The sequence below is a fragment of the Streptomyces sp. genome (genome assembly GCF_019510245.1).
Taxonomy (GTDB): Bacteria; Actinomycetota; Actinomycetes; order Streptomycetales; family Streptomycetaceae; genus Streptomyces.
The window spans coordinates 102,619-124,091 of sequence record NZ_JAEKKT010000128.1; the positions used below are offsets into that span (position 1 = coordinate 102,619).

Annotated in this window: 11 protein-coding genes; 6 read left to right on the forward strand and 5 right to left on the reverse strand. The window is 70.6% G+C overall.

Features of this window, described 5'->3' with window-relative positions:
- Positions 1-20: 20 nt before the first annotated feature.
- The gene (locus tag JF597_RS16045; RefSeq protein ID WP_293994783.1) at positions 21-575 is read left to right on the forward strand and encodes a YbaK/EbsC family protein; all 555 of its coding nucleotides are present in this window, start codon (positions 21-23) and stop codon (positions 573-575) included.
- Here the strand turns inward: JF597_RS16045 and JF597_RS16050 are convergent.
- A complete protein-coding gene (locus tag JF597_RS16050) occupies positions 572-1,801 on the reverse strand; it encodes a cation diffusion facilitator family transporter (RefSeq protein ID WP_293994786.1) in 1,230 nt (409 codons plus the stop codon). The two genes, JF597_RS16045 and JF597_RS16050, sit on opposite strands and share 4 nt — an antisense overlap.
- A 63-nt stretch (positions 1,802-1,864) precedes the next feature.
- Between JF597_RS16050 and JF597_RS16055 the strand changes: the two genes are divergently transcribed.
- A complete protein-coding gene (locus tag JF597_RS16055) occupies positions 1,865-2,230 on the forward strand; it encodes a metalloregulator ArsR/SmtB family transcription factor (protein ID WP_293994788.1) in 366 nt (121 codons plus the stop codon).
- 86 nt (positions 2,231-2,316) lie between these two features.
- Here the strand turns inward: JF597_RS16055 and JF597_RS16060 are convergent, their stop codons facing one another.
- The 3 genes from JF597_RS16060 to JF597_RS16070 form a co-directional block, all read right to left on the reverse strand.
- The gene (locus JF597_RS16060; RefSeq protein ID WP_293994791.1) at positions 2,317-3,540 is read right to left on the reverse strand and encodes a 4-hydroxybenzoate 3-monooxygenase; all 1,224 of its coding nucleotides are present in this window, start codon (positions 3,538-3,540) and stop codon (positions 2,317-2,319) included.
- A gap of 75 nt (positions 3,541-3,615) precedes the next feature.
- Complete coding sequence (locus JF597_RS16065) at positions 3,616-5,253, reverse strand: APC family permease (RefSeq protein WP_293994794.1); 1,638 nt, start codon at positions 5,251-5,253, stop codon at positions 3,616-3,618.
- A gap of 229 nt (positions 5,254-5,482) precedes the next feature.
- The gene (locus JF597_RS16070; RefSeq protein ID WP_293994796.1) at positions 5,483-5,896 is read right to left on the reverse strand and encodes a CoA-binding protein; all 414 of its coding nucleotides are present in this window, start codon (positions 5,894-5,896) and stop codon (positions 5,483-5,485) included.
- Positions 5,897-6,101: 205 nt separating this feature from the next.
- Here JF597_RS16070 and JF597_RS16075 point away from each other — a divergent pair, with 205 nt between their 5' ends.
- The 3 genes from JF597_RS16075 to JF597_RS16085 are packed head-to-tail and all read left to right on the forward strand — an operon-like array spanning position 6,102 to position 8,045.
- The gene (locus JF597_RS16075) at positions 6,102-6,839 is read left to right on the forward strand and encodes a hypothetical protein (protein WP_293994798.1); all 738 of its coding nucleotides are present in this window, start codon (positions 6,102-6,104) and stop codon (positions 6,837-6,839) included.
- On the forward strand, positions 6,836-7,381 hold the full coding sequence (locus tag JF597_RS16080; protein WP_293994800.1) for a histidine phosphatase family protein: 546 nt from the start codon (positions 6,836-6,838) through the stop codon (positions 7,379-7,381). The genes JF597_RS16075 and JF597_RS16080 overlap by 4 nt, the downstream gene beginning before the upstream one ends.
- A 37-nt stretch (positions 7,382-7,418) precedes the next feature.
- Complete coding sequence (locus tag JF597_RS16085) at positions 7,419-8,045, forward strand: YigZ family protein (RefSeq protein ID WP_293994802.1); 627 nt, start codon at positions 7,419-7,421, stop codon at positions 8,043-8,045.
- 143 nt (positions 8,046-8,188) lie between these two features.
- On the opposite strand, the gene JF597_RS16090 is transcribed toward JF597_RS16085, so the two are convergent.
- Positions 8,189-14,344, reverse strand: a complete 6,156-nt coding sequence (locus JF597_RS16090; protein ID WP_293994804.1) for a LamG-like jellyroll fold domain-containing protein — start codon at positions 14,342-14,344, stop codon at positions 8,189-8,191.
- A gap of 390 nt (positions 14,345-14,734) precedes the next feature.
- Between JF597_RS16090 and JF597_RS16095 the strand changes: the two genes are divergently transcribed.
- On the forward strand, positions 14,735-21,463 hold the full coding sequence (locus JF597_RS16095; protein WP_293994806.1) for an RHS repeat-associated core domain-containing protein: 6,729 nt from the start codon (positions 14,735-14,737) through the stop codon (positions 21,461-21,463).
- Positions 21,464-21,473: the final 10 nt, after the last annotated feature.

Sequence of the window (21,473 nt, forward strand, 5' to 3'; positions counted from 1 at the left end):
CGGGCTGTTAGCGTGCGGACATGCGCGCACCCATCGGAGACTTCGACACCGCCGTCCCCGCCCCCGACTGCCTCGACGAGCTGACCGCGCCGGTCGCCGACGCCGTGCGCCACTGGACCGGCGCCGTGCCCGCCGACCGGATCGTCTACGTCGAGACCGACCCGCAGTGGGCGGACACCGCGGTCTTCGTCGAGCACTACGGGCGCGACCTGCTCGGCAAGTCGGCCAACTGCGTGGTCGTGGCGGGCAGGCGAGGCGGCGAGACCACCCTGGCGGCCTGTCTGGTGCTGTCCACGACCAAGGTGGACGTCAACGGCGTGGTGCGCCGCCAACTCGGCGCCCGTAAGGCCTCGTTCGCCTCGGCGGACACCGCGACCGGCGCGACCGGCATGGAGTACGGCGGCATCACCCCGATCGGACTCCCGCGCGACTGGCCCCTGTTGGTGGACCCGGCCGTGGCCGAGCTGCCCTACGTCCTGGTCGGCAGCGGCCGGCGGCGCGGCAAGCTCCTCGTCCCCGGCGAGGCGTTCGCCGAGCTGCCGGGCGCGGTGGTGCTGGCGGGGCTGGGCGTCTAGGAGGCGACGTGCGCGTGGTGCGCCAGCGCCAGGTGCGGGTCCGCCTGGCCGGGCACCGGTGCCGGGTCCGCGTGCACCAGGGCCGCGGTCAGCCTCGGTACGGCGTGCAGCAGCGCGTGCTCCGCTCCGACGGCGATCGCGTGCGCCTGGCGTACCGTCGACTCGCCGTCGACCACGACCGCCACCTCGGCGCGCAGCCGGTGCCCGATCCAGCGCAGCCGCAGTTCACCCACCGCCCGCACCCCCGGCACCTCGCGCAGCGCCCGCTCGGCCCGGTCGGTCAGCTCCGGGTCCACCGCGTCCATCACGCGCCGGAACACCTCGCGCGCCGCGTCCCGCAGCACCAGGGCGATCGCCGCGGTGATCGCCAACCCCACCAGCGGATCGGCGAGTTGCCAGCCGAGGGCGGCGCCGCCGGCCCCCAGCAGCACGGCCAGTGAGGTGAACCCGTCGGTGCGGGCGTGCAGCCCGTCGGCGACCAGCGCGGCCGAGCCGATCTCCCGGCCCACCCGGATCCGGTACCGGGCCACCCACTCGTTCCCGGCGAACCCGACGAGGGCGGCCACCGCCACGGCCGTCAGGTGCGTGACCGGACGCGGATCCAGCAGCCGTTCGACGGCCGTCCACGCGGTGAAGACGGCCGACGCGGTGATCGTCAGCACGATCGCGAGCCCCGCGAGGTCCTCGGCCCGCCCGTAGCCGTAGGTGAAGCGGCGGTTCGCCGCGCGGCGCCCGAGCACGAAGGCGATGCCCAGCGGGACGGCGGTCAGCGCGTCCGCCGCGTTGTGCACCGTGTCCCCGAGCAGGGCGACGGAGCCGGACAGGACCACGACGACCGCCTGCACGAGCGCGGTCGCGCCGAGCACGGCCAGCGAGACCCAGAGTGCGCGCATGCCCCGCGCCGAGGACTCCAGTGCGGGGTCGAGCTTGTCGGCCGTCTCGTGGGAGTGCGGCGTCAGGAGGTGGGTGAGGCGGTGCCGGAGGCCGGCGGACGGGGCGTGGGAGTGGCCGTGCCGGTGGTTGCGGCCGAGGTCGTGGCCGTGGTCGTGGGCGCTTTGGAGGTCGTGGTCGTGGTCATGGCCGTGGGCGGGGTCGCCGTGCCGGTGGCGGTCCCCGGGCCCGCGGTTGCCCGCGTGCTCGTGGCGGCGGCGGTCGTCCGTGTGTGCGTGCTCGTGAGGATGGCGGTCGTCCGCGTGTGCGTGTTCGTGGTGGTGCCGGTCGCTCATGCGGCTCCCCTCTCCGGTGCGCGGGACGTGGACACGGGACGCCCACGACGCCATTATGTGCGTATGAGCGCACGCTTGCACCTATCACCTGCGCATCTTGCGCACCCGCGCACCCCGGGCGAGGAACAGTTCGCGCTCGCCGCCGAACTCCTCGCCCTGCTCGGTGACCGCACCCGGCTCACCCTGCTGCATGCCCTGATCGCGGGGGAGGCCGACGTCGGCACGCTCACCGAGGTGTGCGGCGCCGCCCGTCCCGCCGTCAGCCAGCATCTGGCCCGGCTGCGGCTCGCCGGCCTGGTGGGCACGCGCAAGGAGGGGCGGCGGGTGGTGTACTCGCTGCGCCACGGTCATCTGCGGCGGCTGGTCGAGGAGGCGCTGAAGGTGGCGGACCACCGGCTGACCGAGACCGCTACCGCACAGGACGGCTGAGCTTCTCCGGCGTCCTGCCCGCCCTCGCCGGTACGGCGCCGTTCACCACCCGCACCGGGAACCGGGCGGTCGTCTCCGCGTAGTGCTCAGAAGGAGGCCGCCGAGCCGAGGTACTGCTCGGCGAAGGCCGTCGCCGCCGCACGCGAGGTGAACAGCCTGCGCAGCCGGGCCAGGCTGGTGCCCGCGAGGAACGGATCGCCGGAGGCCGTGCCGTGGTAGATGCCGGACAGGAACTGCGAGAACTCCTGGTAGTCCCAGACCCGGCGCAGACAGGCGTGGGAGTAGCCTTCCAGACCGCTGTCGTCGCCCTTGGTGACGTGTGCGGCGAGTGCGTCGCCCAGCAGGAAGGCGTCGTGCAGGGCGAGGTTCATGCCCTTGGCGGCGATCGGCGCGGTGAGGTGCCCGGCGTCACCGGCCAGGAAGAGGCGGCCGAACGTCATGGGTTCCACCACGTAGTCGTGCATGTCCAGCACGCGCTTCTCGATCAGCGGCCCCTCGGTGAGCGGCGGCGCCCCGGCCGCGCCGAGCCGCTCGCGCAGTTCGTCCCAGACCCGGTCGTGGGACCAGTTCCCCGGATCGTCGCCCGGCGGGCACTGCAGGTAGTAGCGGGTGACCTCGGGGCTGCGCGCCATGTGCCCGGCGAAACCGTTCGGGTGGACGCCGAACACCACGCAGTCCGAGGACGGCGGCGCCTCGGCGAGCAGCGCGAGCCACGCTATCCCGTAGTCCTGCCGGGCCACCTGTACCCGCCCCCGCGGTATCGCGTCCCGGGTCGCGCCGCGCGCGCCGTCGCAGCCCGCCACGAACTCGCAGCGCAGGAGGTGCCGTTCACCGGTCGCCGGGTCGAGGTACGACACGGCGGCCCGGTCCGTCTCCAGTTCGTGCAGCGCGACGTCGCGCACCCCGAACCTGATGTCCCCGCCGCGCACGTCGGCGTACTCCCGCACCAGGTCCGTCACCAGCAACGGCTGCGGATAGACGTAGTGGTGCCGGTCCGTCAGCTCGCCGTAGTCGAACCGGAACCGGTCGCCGCCGAACCGGAACTCGCACTCGCTGTGCACCTGCGCCCGGGCCACCAGACCGTCGCCCAGGCCGCGTTCCCGGAGCCCGTGCACCGCCCACTCCTCGATGACCCCGGCCCGCGGCCTGGTCTCGATGAACTGTCTGCTCTCGGTCTCCAGGACCACGCAGTCGACGTCGGCGGCCCGCAGGATGTTCCCGACGGTCAGCCCGGCGGGCCCGGCGCCCACGACGACGACCGTACGGCGTTCTTCGGAAGGGGAGTTGCGGTGGGGGGAGGGGTGAGTCACCCCTGCATTATGACGGTGTCCCGTCAGCCACGGCAGTGCCACCGTGGCTGACGGGACGCGGGTGAGGAGGAGGGGTCAGTGCGCGGGCGCGTCCGTGACCACGACCTCGTCGATGCTCCGCTCGATGTCCTCGGCCGTGGAGGCGGTCGCCTTGGCCCAGTAGTAGATGCCGATCGAGAAGGCGGCGATGACCAGGATGTCCCACCACAGCGCAATGTGGTTCTGGCCGCCGAAGCTGCCCTGCCAGGAGATCAGTCCCATGCCGATGAGATAGACGGGGAGCCACTGCGCGGCCTTGAAGTCCAGCCGGGGCGCGTCCGGCAGGTTCTTGTTGTGGGCGTACCAGGCGTAGCCGCCGAGCAGCAGGTAGCCGAGCACGATCGCGAGGCCGAGCCGCCACAGGGTGCCCCAGCCGGACCAGTAGATGATCAGGTTGGCGACCACGAACGCCAGCGGCGAGACCAGCTTTCCAGCGGGCAGCCGGTACGGGCGCTCGTGACCCGGCAGCTTGTCGGCGAAGACGCCGTAGGCCAGCGGGGCGCCCGCGTACATCAGTACGCTGGCGGAGGTGATGAAGCCGACCAGCTGGTGCCAGCTGGGGAACGGCAGGAAGCAGATCACACCGGTCACGAAGGACATGACGAGGCCGAACCACGGCACACCACGCGCGTCGGTCTTGGTGAAGATTTTCGGCGCGTAGCCGTTCTTCGCCAGGCCGTAGGAGACGCGTGAGGTGGCGGTGGTGTAAATCAGGCCGGTGCCGCCGGGGGAGATGATCGCGTCGAGATACAGGACGACAGCCAGCCAGCCGAGGCCCACCAGGGTCGCGAGGCCGGCCCACGGGCCGCTGTCACCCTTGTACGCGAGGTGGGCCCAGCCGTGCGCGAAGGAGCTGTGCGGCAGCGCGGCAATGAACACGACCTGGAGCAGGACGTAGATGACGGCGCCGATCGCGACCGAGCCGAGTGTGGCGCGCGGCAGGTCCTTCTTCGGGTTGCGGCTCTCCCCGGCCAGCTGGATGGCCTGTTCGAAGCCGAGCAGCGCGAAGATGATCCCGCTGGTGCTGATCGCGGCCAGCACGCCCTTGGCGCCGAACGGCGCGAAGCCCTCGGAGTGGAAGTTGGCCGGGTGGAAGTGGGTCGCGGCCATGATGAAGATCGCGCCCAGCGGAACGGCGATCTTCCACCAGGTCGCGGCGCTGTTGGTGTGCGCCAGCACCCGGACACCGAAGAAGTTCACGCCGACGAAGACCGCCATCAGCACGATCGCCACCAGCAGACCGCTGGTCGTCAGGGTCTTGTCGGCGTGCTGGAAGTGCTGGGCCCACGACCAGTGACCGGCGTAGCCGATCATGGCCTCGACCTCGATCGGCGCCACCGTCGCCGCCTGCAGCCAGGAGAACCAGCCGAAGGACATGCCGGCCAGGCCGCCGAACGCGTAGTGCGGGTAGCGGGCCGTACCGCCCGCCACCGGGAACATGCCGCCGAGCTCGGCGTGCACCAGTGCCAGGAGCACGATCGCGACCGCGCCGATCACCCACGAGATGATCGCCGAGGGGCCGGCCTGGATGACGGCGTCGTGCGCGCCGTACAACCATCCGGAGCCGATGATCGAACCCACAGAGGCCCACATCAGGCCGATCAGGCCGACGTCCCGCCTCAGACCGCCCGAAGGTGTGATGTCCTCCGTCGCGGCTTTCTCGACACTCACCATGTCAAGTGGCCTCTCAGTTTCTGAACGCAGATTTAACGAGCAAGAGGGCACAAGTTAAGGGGGCATGCCGCAAGCGGAGAAGACTGTTGCCAAAGATTTGACCCTCGATCTTTCCTGTCTTGGCCAAAGCTTTTACACAGGTCAGCAAGGGTCACAGAATGTCCGTATTCAGTTCGGTTGAGTGCGAAGAAGGTAAGACAGGCAAGCTCAGATCTTCCTCAAATCCGGCTCAGTTCCGGCCCAGGCGAGGAATTTCGATGGCCGGGCAGCGGTCCATGACCATGTCCAGACCGGCGGCCCGCACCCGCTCGTACGCCCCCTCGTCGACCACCCCGAGCTGGAACCACACCGCCTTCGCGCCCTTCGCCAGCGCCTCGTCCGCGACCGCCCCGGCCAGCTCGCTGTTGACGAAGACGTCGACGACGTCGACCTCGAAGGGGATCTCCGCGAGCGACGCGTAGCCCCTCTCGCCGTGCACCGTCTCCGCCTTGGGGTGGACCGGCACGATCCGCTTGCCGAACCGCTGCAGCACCTGGGCCACCCCGTACGCGGCCCGTCCCCGGTTGGATGACAGACCGACCACCGCCCAGGTGTCACCCGTCCCGGTAAGAATCCTGCGGACCGTCGCTTCGTCTCCGTACACCGTCGGCCTCCTCGGCTCGGGGATCATCCGCCGTGGGCAACAGCGGCCGCCGGACCCTGATTCCCCGGCCCGGAGCCGGTCCGCGCCCTACCGCCGGGGCCATGGGCGCGGCAGAGGGTGTCGCATGTCCCGCATGTCCCGCCACGGTGACCTGAATCGGCGCAAGGTGCCTGCGGGCGGCCCGCCGCACGCCTACGCTCAGCCCGTGCTGCGCATTCTCGACGCCAAGTCCGGTGAGACCGTCCCCGCCGTTGCCGCCCGCCGTGCCCTGACCCGGGTCGAGGCCCACGCCTCGGGCCATGACCTGACGGCGCTGCGGGTCCTGCTCACCACCGACCTCCTCCTGCGCGCCCTGGAACTCGGCGGCACCCCGGTCCTGCCCCTGCTCATCGCCCACCGCCACCAGGTCGAGCTGCACGCCGCCGCCACCGCCCTCGGCATCCGCCCCTTCGAGGACGGCCGCGACCTCGCCGCGGGACTGGGCGAGGTGCAGGTCGTCCACGTGACGGCCACGGGCGGCACCCTGCCCGCCACCGGGGCCGGCCTGACCGTCGCGGTCGCCCCCGCGGACGGTCCCGACGCCGGTGTCCTGGGCAGGCTCGCCGACCCCGCCGCACTGCGGCTCGCCCTCCTCGACGCCCCGCGCGGCACCGCCGTCCACCTCGGCGCCGGCGCCCTCGACGCGGCCGGGCGGCGGCTCGGCAGGCTGCGGCAGTCGGTGGCGCACTGGGCGCGCAGCCCCTCGCGGCCGGTGCCCGAGAAGGTGCGGGGACGGCTCCGGGACGCCTGGGAGGACGACCTCGACGTGCCCGGGGTGCTCGCCGTGCTGCGCTGGATGGAGAACCAGCCCGAGATCCCCGACGGCGCCCGCTTCGAGACCTGCGCCTACGCCGACCGGCTGCTCGCCCTCGACCTCACCCGCGACCTCGGACGGGCGTCGTGATCACCCGGGCGGGCGCGGGCCCGCTGCGCCGCCTGGTCGTGCTCCGGCACGCCAAGTCGGCCCGGCCCGAGGGCGTCCCGGACCGGCTGCGCCCGCTCGCGGACCGCGGCCGCCGCGACGCCCCCGCGGCCGGCCGTGCCCTCGCTGAGTCCGACTGCCTGCCCGACCTCGCGGTGTGCTCCACCGCGGTACGCGCCCGGCAGACCTGGGAACTGGCCTCCGGCCAGTGGGGCACACCGCCGCCGGTCCGCTACGACGGGCGGGTCTACGCGGCCGACGTACCCGACCTGCTGGCGGTCGTCCACGAGGTGCCGGCCGAGGTGGAGACGCTGTTGCTGGTCGGGCACAACCCCGGCCTGGAGGAACTCGTCCTCGACCTCGCCGGCGACGGTCTCGGCGACACCCTGGAGCAGGTGCGCGAGAAGTTCCCGACGTCCGCGATCGCGGTCCTGGCCTGGCACGGCACGAGGTGGGCCTCGCTCGCCCCGGGAACGGCCCTGCTGACAGAGGTGATGGTGGCCCGGGGACGCAAGGAGAAGTAGGGAAGGAGCGGCGCACCTGTCCGCATAGGCTGGGCGGATGCAGGACGAGTACCGCACAGTGGCCCGCGCGGGCACCCACGAGACCGAGGTCAACCGCTCCCGCTTCCTGTGCGCCCTCGCCCCGGCGGCCACCGAGCAGGAGGCGCAGGACTTCGTCGCGGCGGTCCGCAGGGAGCACGCCGACGCCACCCACAACTGCTGGGCCTACGTCATCGGCGCCGACGCCGCCACCCAGCGGGCGAGCGACGACGGCGAACCGGGCGGCACCGCCGGTGTCCCCATGCTCCAGATGCTGCTCCGGCGCGACATGCGGTACGTCGTCGCCGTCGTCACCCGCTACTACGGCGGGGTCAAACTCGGCGCCGGCGGCCTCATCCGCGCCTACGGCGGTGCGGTCGGCGAGGCCCTCGACACCCTCGGCACCCTTACCCGGCGCCGTTTCCGGCTGGCCACGGTGACCGTCGACCACCAGCGGGCCGGCAAGGTCCAGAACGACCTGCGCGCCACCGGCCGCGAGGTCCGCGACGTCCGCTACGGCGAGGCCGTCACCATCGAGATCGGCCTGCCGGACGCCGACGTGGACACCTTCCGCGCCTGGCTCGCCGACGCCACGGCGGGCACCGCGACCCTCGAACTGGGCGGGGAGGCCTACGGGGACGCGTGACGGCCGGTGCCGACCGGCCCTGAGGGCATGACGGGCGGAATCGGATCTTCCCGCGGGTGGGCGAGGCGACCGGGACGTCCGAAACGTGGGCGGGCCCCGCCGCTCCTGGCCGGGAGTGGCGGGGCCCGAGGCGCATTACGCGGTCAGTGCAGGTTGCTGACCTCGGTCGCCGAGAGTGTCCTCGGGTAGACGTGGACGTCGGCGACGGAGCCGGGGAAGGCAAGGTACGGGGTTGTGGCGGAGGCGCTGTTGACGCAGCCGCCGACGGTCAGGGGCAGGGAGGAGTCGTACTGGGGGCTGAGGTTGGTGGCCGTGCCCATCAGGGTGCCGTTCTGGTAGAGGGCCATGTTGCCGGTGGTGGACTGCCCCGGGACCGGTGCCCGGAAGGCGGCGACGAGATGCGTCCACGTGCCGACCGGTGCAGAGTTGTTGTCTCCCTCCGCAGTGGGGAAGTCGGAGTTCTCGTCGTTGGTGGTGGTCGTCTGGAACATCCAGGCGCTGCTTGCCTTGTCGTACGAGAGGTAGAAGGCCTGGTGCTGGGTGGTGCCCTGGCAGACGGCGGTGGTGCCGAGTGCTGAGTTGATCTTCACCCAGGCGGAGACGGTGTAGTCGCCGAGGGTGTTGACCGCGCTCTGCCTGCTCTTGAGGAAGCCGGTGCTGCCGTCGAAGGCGACGCTGCCGGACAGTCCGCTCGGCGCGTCGCTGCCGTAGGCGGCGCTGCCGGTGGCGGTGACGGGATTGAGGGATGCGGTGTCGGCGCCGTTCGATCCGAGCTTCCACTCGTCCTCGGGCATGCCGTTGTCCCAGCCCGCCGGGACGATCACGCTGGCCGCGTCGGCCTGGCTCGCCGGCATGGCGTACGGGTAGACCTGCACGTCCGAGACGGAGCCCGGGAAGGCGTTGTACGGCGAGGTCGCGGCGGGGTCGTTGATGCAGCCGCCGACGGTCAGGGGCATCGACGAGTCGTACTGCGGGGTGAGGTTGGTGGCGGTCCCCATCAGGGTGCCGTTCTGGTAGATGGACATGACGCCGCTGCTGTCGTCGCCGTCCACGGGTGCGGTGTAGGTGACCAGGAGGTGGGTCCAGGTGCCCACGGCCCCGGTGTTGGTGTCTCCTTCCGCGGTGGGGAAGTCGGCGTTGTCGTCGTTGGTGGTCGTGGTCTGGAACATCCAGCCCTTGTTGCCCCGGTCGTAGCCGATGTAGAACGCCTGGTGCTGGCTGGTTCCCTCACAGATGGCCGTGGCCGGATTGTCCGTGGAGTCGAGCTTCACCCAGGCGGAGACGGTGTAGTCGGCGGAGGTGTCGACGGCGGTGTGGTCGCTCTCCAGGAAGCCGCCGCTCCCGTCGAAGGAGGTGGCGGTGGCCGGCGCGTTGACGGCGTTGGGTCCGGTCGAGCCGAAGGTCGCCCCGCCGACCGCGGTGAACGGGTTGTCCCCGCGTGCGTCGGTGCCGTCGGCGGCCATCTCCCACTCGTTGTCGGGTGTGTCGCCGCCGGTGGCCTCCGGGACGATCAGGTTCGGCGCGATGCCGACGACCTGGGTGTTGGTGTCGTTGAGGTAGCGGGCGGCGAGGTCGTCGTAGTACGTGTTCGACGGGTTGCCGCTGGAGAGGTCCGCCGCCTTCACGGTCGACGAGGTGGCCGTGCCGTCCGTGGAGACCGCCGCGGCGAAGTCGATGACCTGGCTCGGGAAGTTGTCGAGCAGGTACTGGTTCACCGCCTCCCGGGCGGACTCCTGGGCGGCCGTGCCCGGGTGGGCCGCGGTGAACGGCGGGATGGTGGTCAGGTAGACGGTGAGGTTGGAGTTCTGGGTGACCGGCTGCCCGTTTATGTAGGCCTGTCCGTCGTCGGTGTAGTACGAACTCAGCTGGCTGTTGAGGGCGGCCAGGCCGTTCTCGACCTTCGTGGCGCAGGTGTTGGCATCACTCGTGCAGTTGAGAAGGTCACTGGCGCCGGTGGAGACGAGGACGGTGCGCACGTTGCCCTGCGCCAGGACGTTGCGGTCCAGCGGGTTGAGCGCGTTGGTCGGGGTGTCGCTGTTGGTGATCTGTGGCAGCAGGTTGTTGTTCAGGCTGTTGCTGTTGGTACCGGCGTTCAGCACGCCGTAGTCCACGGTGCCTTCACCGTTGGGATCGTCGACGATGGCGCCTGTGATGGCGTCGCTGAGGTGGTGCCGGCCGTCGCCGCTCGCGGTGTCGCCGTTGACGCTCTGGTCGCCGTAGAGGACCAGGGAGCCGGTGGGTGCGGTGGTGGGCGTGGTCACGTCGATGCCGGTCAGGTAGGGCAGGCCGGTGTACGTGGTCTGCGTGTACTTGGTGGCAGCGGTGTCGCCGGTGCGGTTGGCCGCGTCGCTCACCCAGACCGGGGTCTGGGCCGCCGCGTGGCCCGGCATGGCCGCCACCGAGCCGTGCACCTGCAGGCTGACCAGTACGGTCGCTTGCTGGTCGACGTGCAGGGTCACCGGGTCGCTGGTGACGTCGCCGCCGGCCGGGACGGTGACGGAGGCGGCGCCGTTGAAGGTCAACGGCGTCGGCGCCGAGGCTGCCGTGGCGCCACCCGCGGTGCCGTCCTGCGGAGCCACGGAGGCCGCGTCGAAGGTCACGGGTGCGGTGCCCATGGCGTTGGACAGGTGGAGGCGGACGCCGTTGCCGTCATCGGTGCCGATGCTGACGTGGGCCGGGACGCGCAGGGTCTGCCCGTTGACGGTGGCGGTGGTGCCGCCGGACTGTGTCACCTTGGCGGTGTCCTGGACGGAGGACCAGGTGCCGACCCAGTGCTGGGCGCCGGTTCCGCTCCCGGTGGTCGTCAGCGGGCGCACACCCATGCCCAGGATGTGCAGGGTGGGCTGGCCGGCCTGGACACCATTGGTGAACAGCGGGAGGGAGATGCTGCTGATGACCGAGCCTGGGCAGGCCAGCGGGACGCTGATGGCGTAGATCTTCGGCCCGGGACTGGGGCTGGTCTGGGTGTTGTTGCTGTGGTTCTGGTGGACCAGGGTCACCGAGGCGGACGAGGCGGGGCCGCTGAGCCAGTCGGGCACCGTGTCCAGTGTGTAGGACTGGTCGGCCGGGTCGCCGTTCGGGTCCAGGCAGTTGTTCTTCGCGTAGGTGATGCTGCCGGTGGCGCCCTTGGCCGCGCCTCCGGTGGCGAAGCCGAGGAAGACCACGGCGCCACCCGTGTTCGTCACGCCGCTGCCGGGAACGGTGACGGTCTGGCCGGAGGCCAGCATGTTGTCGTAGGTGCCGGTGCCGAACTTGGGCAGTGTGACGGTCGCGCCGCCGACGGTCACCGACTTGCCGCTCTGCCAGCCCGAAGTGCCGGTCAGGTCGGCGGAGTTGATGCTGTTCCCCGAGCCGTCGGCGTCGGCCGGGCTGGTCGTGGTGGTGAAGGTACTGGTGGCGGTGTTGTTCAGGCAGCTGCTCGTGGCGTTGATCGCGCAGGTCAGTGCCGGCGCCAGCCGCAGAACGTCGAGGCCCGCCTGGTATCCCGTCGAGCTGGGGTTCTTGCCGGTCAGGGTGAGGGTCAGGGTGTGCACGCCCTGCTTGAGAGTGAGCAGCTGACCGCTCGCGTCCTTGGGGATGCCCAGGTTGACGAACCGGGTGGTGGTGTACGAGTTGTAGGCGTCGAGGCCGCTGAGCAGGGTGGCCTGGGTGGGCTTGCCCGCGTCCAGGACCAGGTTGTAGATGCCGTAGTCCTTGGCCTTGGTCAGGTTGCCCCCGAAGCTCCAGGGACCGTCCTTGGGGATGTCGAAGCTGAACGTCGCGCTGTCGCCGCTGACCACCTTCGAGGTGGTGCTCTTGTTGGCGAGCATGGCCTGGTAGCCGTCGGCGAACTCGTAGCCGCTGCCGGCGGCCTGGCTGATCAGCTGACCGCCCTTGGATGTGGTGGTGGCCTTGGGCACGGAGGTGGTCGTGCCGTCGGTGTTGGTCGCCGTCCAGCCGGCGATCATCTTGTCGCCGTAGGCGTACGTCGGGGTGCTGGTACCGGCGTAGAAGGCGTACTTCGTCTCGGAGATGGACGTCGAGCCCGCCTGGTCCACGGACTTGGCGTACAGCGTGTGCGGTCCTGCCTTGGCGGGGGCGAAGGCGGGGGAGGCGCTGCCGTTGAGGACCGAGGTGCCGGTGCCGGGGCCGTTGTCCGACGTTCCGTAGTAGACGTGGCCCGGCACGATCGTCGTGCTGGTGGTCCAGTGGGTGACGCTGCTGCTGTAGACCGTGTTGCCGAGCGTGGCGTCCAGCGCGAACAGGTAGCCGGTGATGTTGTTGGTGTGGTTGTTGCTGAGCGTGAAGGTGCCCTTGTCGCCGAACGCTGCACCGATCTGCTTGGCCGGGAACTGACTGGATGTCACTGTCGGGGCCGGTGGGGCGCTGGTGTCGACCGTGAAGCTCTGCGTCTTGGTCCAGATGCCCGAGCCGGTGCCGGCCCAGTACCCAGCCGCGTTCTGCGCGGTTGCCTTCCAGGTGTAGTTGCCGTCCGGCAGGCTCGGAGTGGTCCAGTCGCTGCCGTTGGTGTTGTACCGGGCGCGCTTCTTCGAGTCCGTGCTGGGGCCGAAGCCCTGGTGGATCAGGGTGCCGGAGGAGTTGTAGACGTTGTACTCCATGCGCACCAGCTCGCAGCCGCCCGCCAGGTCCGGGTCGACCGCGCGCGCGGACAGCGTCGGCGTGTGGGTGGTGGTCATCGTCTTGCCCATGTTCACGCTGGACGGCTTGATGGCGGGGGTGCCGGTGCCGTTCTTGAGCCTGGGCCGGTAGCTGTAGGTGACCGACATGGTCGCGCCGCCTCCGTAGGCGAGCTGCTTCCACTGCTGGGCGTCGTTCATGTCGGGCGACTGGACCATCAGCGTCATGCTGGCCCAGCTGCCGGCGGCCGCGCTCTGCGCCCGCGAAGTCACGTCGAACTCCAGCGACGGCGGGCTGACCCAGGAGTTGGCGCCGTCCGTGACGGGACAGGTGCCGGCCTCGTGGCTCTTGGGGTTGGTGCCGAGCGAGCCGGTGCGGCCGCCGGGCTCGTGACCCCAGTACAGAGAGGAGGAGCCCCAGCCGGCGGGGCGGTCGGTGCCGTAGACGGCGGCCGGGGTGTCGGCGCAGGAGGCGGCGGAAAGCTGCTTCACGTAGAGCGAAGCGTGACTGACCACGGCGCCTTTGATGCCGCTGGTGTTCATCTGGTAGTAGGTGCGCGCCCGTTCACCGTTGCCCGGGGTGTTGTTGTCCCAGCCCTCGCGGGCGTTCGTGGAGCCCGAGGTGGACGTCGAGTTGTAGACGTTCCAGCCGTTGTCGGAGATCCGCGCCCAGTCCAGCTGGGAGGGTCTGCCGCTCCACTCCGGGTCCACGTAGACCGGGTACGCGGTGCTCTTGGCGGACAGCAACTTCTTGTCCAGGCCGAGCAGTTGCCTGCCCGACTTGAGGGTGACACGGACCCGCGAACGGTGTTTGCCGACCTTGGCCGCGGCCTTGTGCTCGGCCCCCGCCGAGGAGGCGGACGCTACGCGGGCCACGGCCTTGTCGCCGGCCGGCGGGCCGGCGCTGTCCCACATCAGCGCGGTGTCGCTGTGGAACACCGTCCTGCCGGTGTGCCTGTCGGTGGCCTGCGCGCCGTCGTCGCGGGTGGGGGCCAGCTTCAGACCCGCCGACGTGGTGTTCAGGGCGAGGCTGTCCAGGCGCGGATCGGCCGCGGCCTTGGGGGACTTGATGACCAGGATCGAGGAGTAGCCGGAGGCGTCCGCGGTCAACTGGAGGTCGACCTGCGGCAGCACCTCGGGGTAGGTCGCGGTGTCACCGGATATCACGGGCCTGGGCAGCGTGCCGGGCCAGGAGAAGCCCAGTCTGTCGCTGCCGTCGCGCAGCGTGACCAGCGCGCCGGGACCGCCGTCGGAGAAGGCCACGTCGGTGACGGCGGCCTTGGGCGCCCAGGTGCCGTCCGCCCGCCTCTCCAGCGTGGTGTCGATCGGCACCCACTTGCCGCGCCGGCGGGTGCGCTGCGGCATCGAGGAGTCGGTGCGGGTGAACGTGCCGTTCGGGTTGGCCACCACCGTGGTCCCGGTGTCGGTGAGCTGGTCGATGGTCACCGGTTTACCGGTTGCCTTCGCCCGTGCGGACGCCGACTCGGTCGCGTTGAGCCGTCTGGCGGCGGAGTGCGGGTGCCGGTCGCGGTGGGATGCCGCGTGAGGTGATCCGGTGGGCGCCGCGTCGGCCGGCACCGTCGCCGACAGGGACGCGGCGGCCAGGGCCGCGACGACGGCCGCGGCGACGGGTCTGGAGGCGGGACGTCTGGATGTGCGTATGCGTGTACGAAATGCGGACATGCAGGCTGGGATCCTTCGCTGGTCTCTTGCGGTCCCCCGTGGGTCCGCGCCGCTGTGCATTCTGAGGTCCGGGAACGAGAAGGGTCCATTGCCAAATGACCGAACGTAGACCGAAGTTGGTCCGTTTTTGATCTATAGGTGCAGACTTGGGGATCAACTTGTGTTTCCCCTTGGGTATTTCACAGGAAATTCTTTACCTGTGAAGGGCCTGTGAGGACCTAGCGTGACGCTCACGGGGAAGCGATCTTTGTGTGCCCCCGTTTGACGTGCACTCAGACGCCCGTCGGGCGGCCTGTGTGCTCCTGCTCAAGGAGGGGGTCGCGCACTATGGCGCGCACAACGGGGTGGAGTCGGGCCCGGTGGGGCTCACGCACCCGAAGATTTCGGCGTATGGTCTTCGTGACGGTCGGCGCCATGGTTCTGTCGGGACTCCTTCCCGCCGGTATGGCCGAGGCGGCGCAGACGAAGCGCCATGTGGCGGCCCCGGCCGCCCCGCACGACAAGCGGATCCCCTTCACCCACGCGAAGCCCCGGCACACCGCCCCGCACCAGGGGTTCAAGCACTTCGACCCCGCCGCCCACGCGAAGCTCCCCCTGCCGGGCAGCGCCGAGGTCACCCTTCCCGTCGCCCCTGCCGCAGGGCACCTGACCGTCAGGGCGACGCAGAAGCGGGCCGGCGGCACACCCGTCCTGCTCGGCCCGGCGGCAGGCGCACGGCGCGCGGCGAGCGCCGTCACCGGGGCGCAGCGCGTCCGCGTGACCGTGCTGGACCAGAAGGCCGCCCGCGCCGCCGGTGTGCACGGTGTGCTCTTCACGCTACGGCGCACCAGCCCGGGCGCCGGAAAGGTCGCACTGCGGGTCGACGACTCCTCCTTCCGTTACGCCTTCGGCGGTGACTTCGCGACCCGTCTGCACCTCGTGCAGCTCCCCGCGTGCGCGTTGACCACGCCGAAGCGGGCCGAGTGCCAGGCGCAGACGGCGGTGCGCACCGCGCCGGGGGCGCCCCTTTCCGGGCAGGTCACCGTGCCGGGCACGGCATCCGCCGGCACCGCGCATGCCCGTACGGCCGCTGCGTCGCCCGCCGCCATGGTGGTCATGGCGGCGGCAGCGGGCTCCTCTGGCCCGGCGGGCGACTACTCGGCGACCAGCCTGTCTCCCGCGGGTACGTGGTCGACGTCGGGGAACACCGGCGCGTTCACCTACAGCTACCCCGTCACCGTGCCTCCCGCGATCGCCGGCGCCACCCCCCAGGTCGGTCTCTCGTACGACTCCTCCAGCCAGGACGCCCGGACCGAGGGCACCAACAACCAGTCCTCGTGGCTGGGCGACGGGTGGAGTTCGACGGAGAGCTACGTCGAACGCACCTACAAGCCCTGCGACGACGACTCGTCCTCGGGCGCGCCCAAGAACGACGGCGACCAGTGCTGGGCCGGACAGATCCTCACCCTGTCCCTGAACGGCAGGTCGACCCAGCTGGTCTACGACGACGACACCAAGACGTTCCACCCGGCACAGGACGACGCCTCCATCAAGGTCGAGGACCTGACGGGCACCACGAACGGCACCGACAACGGCGAGTACTTCAAGGTCACCGAAGGAGGTGTGCAGTATTTCTTCGGCTACAACCGCCTGCCGGGCTGGAGCAGCGGCAAGGACGAGACCAGGTCCGTCTGGAGCGAACCCGTCTACCACGCGCACGGCGGCGTGTCGGCGTGCCCGGACAGTACGACCTTCGCCGACACGTCCTGCACGCTCGGGTACCGCTTCAACCTGGACTACGCGGTGGACACCCACAGCAACGCCACCGCCTGGTACTACACGCCGGAGACCGGCTACTACGGCGCGGACCTGAAGAACACCGCGGTCGCCTACACCCGCGGCGGCACCCTGTCCCGCATCGACTACGGCATGACCGCCTCGACCGTCTACTCGGGCACCGCCCCGGAGCAGATCCTCTTCGGCACCGCGGAGCGCTGCATCCCCGGCACCCCGTCGGGCAACACCTGCGCGGACAGCCAGTTCACCCCGGCCAACGCGGCCTACTGGCCGGACGTCCCCGTCGACCTGAACTGCACCTCCGGCGCGGACTGCACCACCCACAGCCCCAGCTTCTGGTCGCGCAAGCGCCTGACCTCCATCACCACCCAGATCCAGGTGGGCGGCGCCACCAAGCAGGTCGACAAGTTCAGCTTCACGCAGTCCTTCCCCGACGGCGGCGACCACGCCCCCACCCTGTGGCTGGACTCCGTCCAGCGCACCGGCCTGGACACCCAGGGCGGTGCCACGGGCAGCTCCTCCACACCGCCGGTCAGCTTCGACCCGCCGCTGCAACTGCCCAACCGGGTCGGCACGATCCCGCAGATGCCGCTGATGTACCACGACCGCATCCAGACGGTCACCAGCGAGACCGGTGCCGAGACCTCCGTCACCTATGACCGCCCGGACTGCTCCACCGCCCCGGCGAGCGACCCCGACGACCCCACCGACACGGCGGCCAGGTCGTTCGCCTCGACGAACACCCTGTCCTGCTTCCCGGTGTACTGGACCCCGACGGGACAGCCGGCACCCTGGATGGACTGGTTCTACAAGTACAAGGTCACCTCCGTGGTGACCGAGGACCCGCACAACTCCTACCAGGACGGTTCCCAGCCCAGGCTGGAGACCGACTACGTCTACAAGGGCAAGCCCGGCTGGCACTACGACGACAACGAGGTCGTCAAGGCGAAGAACCGCACCTGGGGCCAGTTCCGCGGCTACCCGGAGGTGGACGTCACCACCGGTGACCCGAACGTCTTCCACCTCACCGACGGCGCCCAGGTCCACGACCAGCGGACGCTGGCCAAGACGTACTACTTCCTGGGCATGAACGGCGACACGCTGCCCGGTGGAAAGACCCGTTCGGTGCCCGACCTGACCAGTCAGGACGGCACGGTCGACGTCGCGGACGACGACGCGCTGGCCGGGCAGGTCTTCGAGACCGACAGCTACACCGGCGCCGGCGGCAGCCTCGACAAGGCCGCCGTGACCGTACCGACGGTCATCGGCCCCACCGCCACCCGCAACCGCAGCGGCCTGCCGGACCTGACGGCGCGGATGGTGCGCACAGCCAGGACGCTGACCCGTCAGGCCGTCTCCTACGGCTGGCGCAGGACCGAGACGGACACCTTCTACACCACCGCCCTCGGCAAGCCCACCACCGGCATGCCCGTGCAGGTCGACGACCGGGGCGAGACCACCGACAGCCACAACGTCGCCCAGTGCACGTACACCCGCTACCTGTCCGACACCAGCCCGCTGCTGGTCCTGCCCGCCGAGACCATCACCACCGCGCAGGACTGCACGGCCGCCGGTGCCACCCCCAGCGGCACGCTGATCTCCGACACCCGTACCTCGTACGACAAGAAGGCGTTCGGCTACGACGGCGACGGCCGGCAGAACCCGGCCCTTCCCGACCACGGTGACGTCACCCTGGTCCAGAAGGCGTCGGCCGCGAGCGGCTCCACCGCAACGGCCTTCGTCGACGAGACCGCCACCGACTACGACTCCTACGGCCGCGCGAAGAGCGTCACGCGTACTCCCAACTCCACGTCCCCGGACGGCAAGAGCCTCGCCCAGACCGTCTCCACCGCCTTCAGCCCGAGCAGCGGCGCCCTGCCGACCGGCACGGTGACCGCCACCCAGGTGACGCCCGGCGCGGCGTGCACCACCGACAGCACCAGCTCGAAGGACTGCCAGGTCTCCACCACGACCCTGGACGCCGCCCGGGCACTGCCGGTGGCCAAGACCGACGAGGCGGGCCTGCTCACCTCCCTCACCTACGACGCGCTCGGCCGTCTCACGGCCGTCTGGCTGCCCAACGAGAACAAGGCCAACAGCGCGCCGGCGAACATGACCTACAGCTACCGGCTGGCCCAGAACGCGCCCTCCGTCATCAGCGAGAACACGCTGCTGGACGACGGCACCTACCGGACCGGCAAGACGCTGTACGACGCCATGCTGCGCAAGCTGCAGACGCAGGACACCGCCGAGAACGGCTCGACGACGGTGACCGACACCCAGTACGACTCGCACGGCTGGACGGTCCTCACCCACAACGCCTACAACATCGGCGGCGGCCCCAGCGACGTCCTGGCCTCCATCTCCCAGGTGTCCATACCGGACACCACCGCCACGGACTACGACGGGCAGGGCCGGCCCGGTCTGGTGACCGAGGAGCACGACGGCCACCGGACCGCGGCCACCACCACCGCCTACACCGGTGACCGCACCACGGTCGTGCCGCCGAAGGGCGGGGTGGCCACCACCAAGGTCACCGACGCCCGCGGCCGGACCAGCGAGCTGGACCAGTACACCGCCGCTCCCACCGTGTCCGGGTCCGCCGCCACCGGCTTCACCGCCACCGGCGGCACCGCCTCGGCCACCACCTACGGCTACGACAAGGCGGGCCGGCAGGAGCAGGTGACCGGGCCGGACAACGCGGTCTGGAAGTTCGGCTACGACATGCTGGGCCGCAAGACCTCGCAGACCGACCCGGACGCGGGCCCGAGCAAGTACGGCTTCGACGACGCCGGGAACCTCGTCTCCACCACGGACGCGAGGCAGGCCGAACTCGACTACACCTACGACCTGCTGGGCCGCAAGCTGGCCGGCACCGACAAGGGCAAGTCGGACTTCAAGTTCGCCTCCTGGACGTACGACACCCTGCGGATCGGGCAGCCCACCTCGTCGACCCGGTTCGTGCCGGGCGTGACCGGTGGCTACACGCTGGCCACCACGGGCTACACCACGCTCGGCAAGCCCACCGGCAGCACCATCACCCTGCCCGCGTCGGAGGCGCCGCTGCCGACCTCGTACACCACGTCCTACACGTACACCACCAACGACCAGCTGCTGAAGACGCAGATCGACCCGCGCGCGCAGGGGCTGAACAACGAGACCATCACCTACGCCCGCGACGCGCTGGGCAACCCGACGAAGACCAGCAGCGGCATCAGCACCTACGTGGACGCCTCCGTCTACACCAACTACGGCGAGCCCTCGCGGCTGACGTTCGGCCCCACCACCAACCCGGCCTGGGCGACCTATTCCTACGACGACCAGACGCGCCGGGTCACCGACCGTCTCATCGAGCGGACCCAGGCACCCGGTCCCGTCGTCGACGACACGTCGTACGGCTACGACGACGCCGGAAACCCGACCTCCATCACCGACCGCCAGTCGGAGACCGGTAACACCGTCACCGACCAGCAGTGCTTCGACTACGACACCCTCGACCGGCTCTCCTCCGCCTGGACGGCGACCGACGACTGCAAGGCCGACCCGCCCACCTCGGGCACCCTGGCCACCACGGCCGGCTCCTACTGGCAGTCCTACGGCTACGACGCCGTCGGCGACCGCCGGCAGACGATCGACCACGCGGTGGGCTCCGGCGGCACGACCACCACGACCAACTACGTCAACGGCTGCACCGCCGCGTGCAACTCCACCGGCGCCCAGCCCCACACCCTGACCGACACCACCGGAGGCGCCGCCCCGACGCACTTCGTCTACGACACCGCGGGCAACCTCCTCACCCGCACCCCCACGAGCGGCCCCGGCCAGAGCCTGACCTGGGACGACGAGGGCCACCTGGCCGAGGTCGACACCACTGGAACGGCCCCGACGGCCACCAAGTACCTCTACGACGCCGACGGCAACCAGCTCATCCGGCGCGACCCGACCCAGACCACCCTGTTCGCCGGTGACACCGAGATCGTCGTCAACACGGCCGTCACCCCCAACGTCGTCCTCGGCGCGGTCCGCAGCTACACCCACGGCGGCGGCAGCGGCCTGCCCGTCGCCGTGCGCTCCAGCCTGTCGGGCGGCGGAGTGAAGTACCTGTTCACCGACGACCACGGCACCGCGACCCTGGCCATGGACGTCACCACCCAGCAGGTCGCGCGCAAGCAGTACACGCCGTTCGGCCAGACACGGGCCGGCGCCAACAGCACCAGTTGGCCCGATCCCACCCGCTCGTTCCTGGGCAAGCCGCAGGACACGAGCACCGGCTACACGGATGTCGGCGCCCGCAAGTACGACCCCGCGCTGGGCCGCTTCATCAGCGCCGACCCGGTCTTCGAGGCCAACAGCCCCCAGGAGTTGGGTGGTTACGCATACGCCGCGGACAACCCGGTCGCCAACAGTGACCCGACCGGCCTCGAGGTCGGCTCCCGGCCCAACTCCTGCCAGTACGACCTCAAGTACTGCACCCCCCAGGAGCGCGGCGATCCGCCGTACCTCCCCGGCAGTGGTTCCAGCGGCTGCTCCTACGTCCTGCTCGACCCGTGCGGCGGCGGTGGCGATGGCGGCGGTGGCGGCGGTGGTGGCGGCGGCGGTCAGGGATCGGGCGGCGGCAACGTGACGTCGGTGATCGTCAACGGCACGGTCGCCGGTGTCCATGCGGGCACGAACCTGATCAAGATGCTCTCCAACTCGGAACGCAACGCGGCCTTCCTGCGCGGCTGGGCGAAGTCCATGGGGTGGTCCCAGAAGCCGAACAGCCCTGTCGAGAAGTGGGGTTACACCGAAGCCGACGGCACCTTCGTCTGGATGCTCCAACTGAAGTTCCAGGCCAGCACCACACCCGGTCTGCAGCCGGGCAGCAACCAGCCCCGCGTCTCGGCGCGGCTCTTCCAGAGCGGCAAGTTCAAGTACACCAACCCGTTCAGCGGGCAGGTGGGACAGAAGGCTGACGCGCTCCTCGGATCCTCCGACCCCAACGCCAACCTCTCGCACATCCCCCTGGACGAGCCATGGGTGAAACCGGGCAGCATCGACCTGTTGAAGAGCGGGGTGAAGATCGGCGGCAGGCTGATGCTCGGGGCAGCGGTGGCGTACGACGCATACGACGTGGCCTCGGCGCCGAGCGACCAGAAGGTCAGCACGGCCACGCGCGACGCGGCGGGCCTGGCCGGCGGTCTGGCCGGTGCGGCCTACGGAGCCGAGACCGGTGCGGCCATCGGCTTCACCTTCGGCCCTGTCGGCAGCGCGGTCGGCGGAGTCGTCGGCGGCCTTGCGGGAGGCATCATCGGTAGCGGCGTCGGTGAGAGCATTGCCGACGGCATCAAGGATCTTTTCTGAGAGGAGCGGT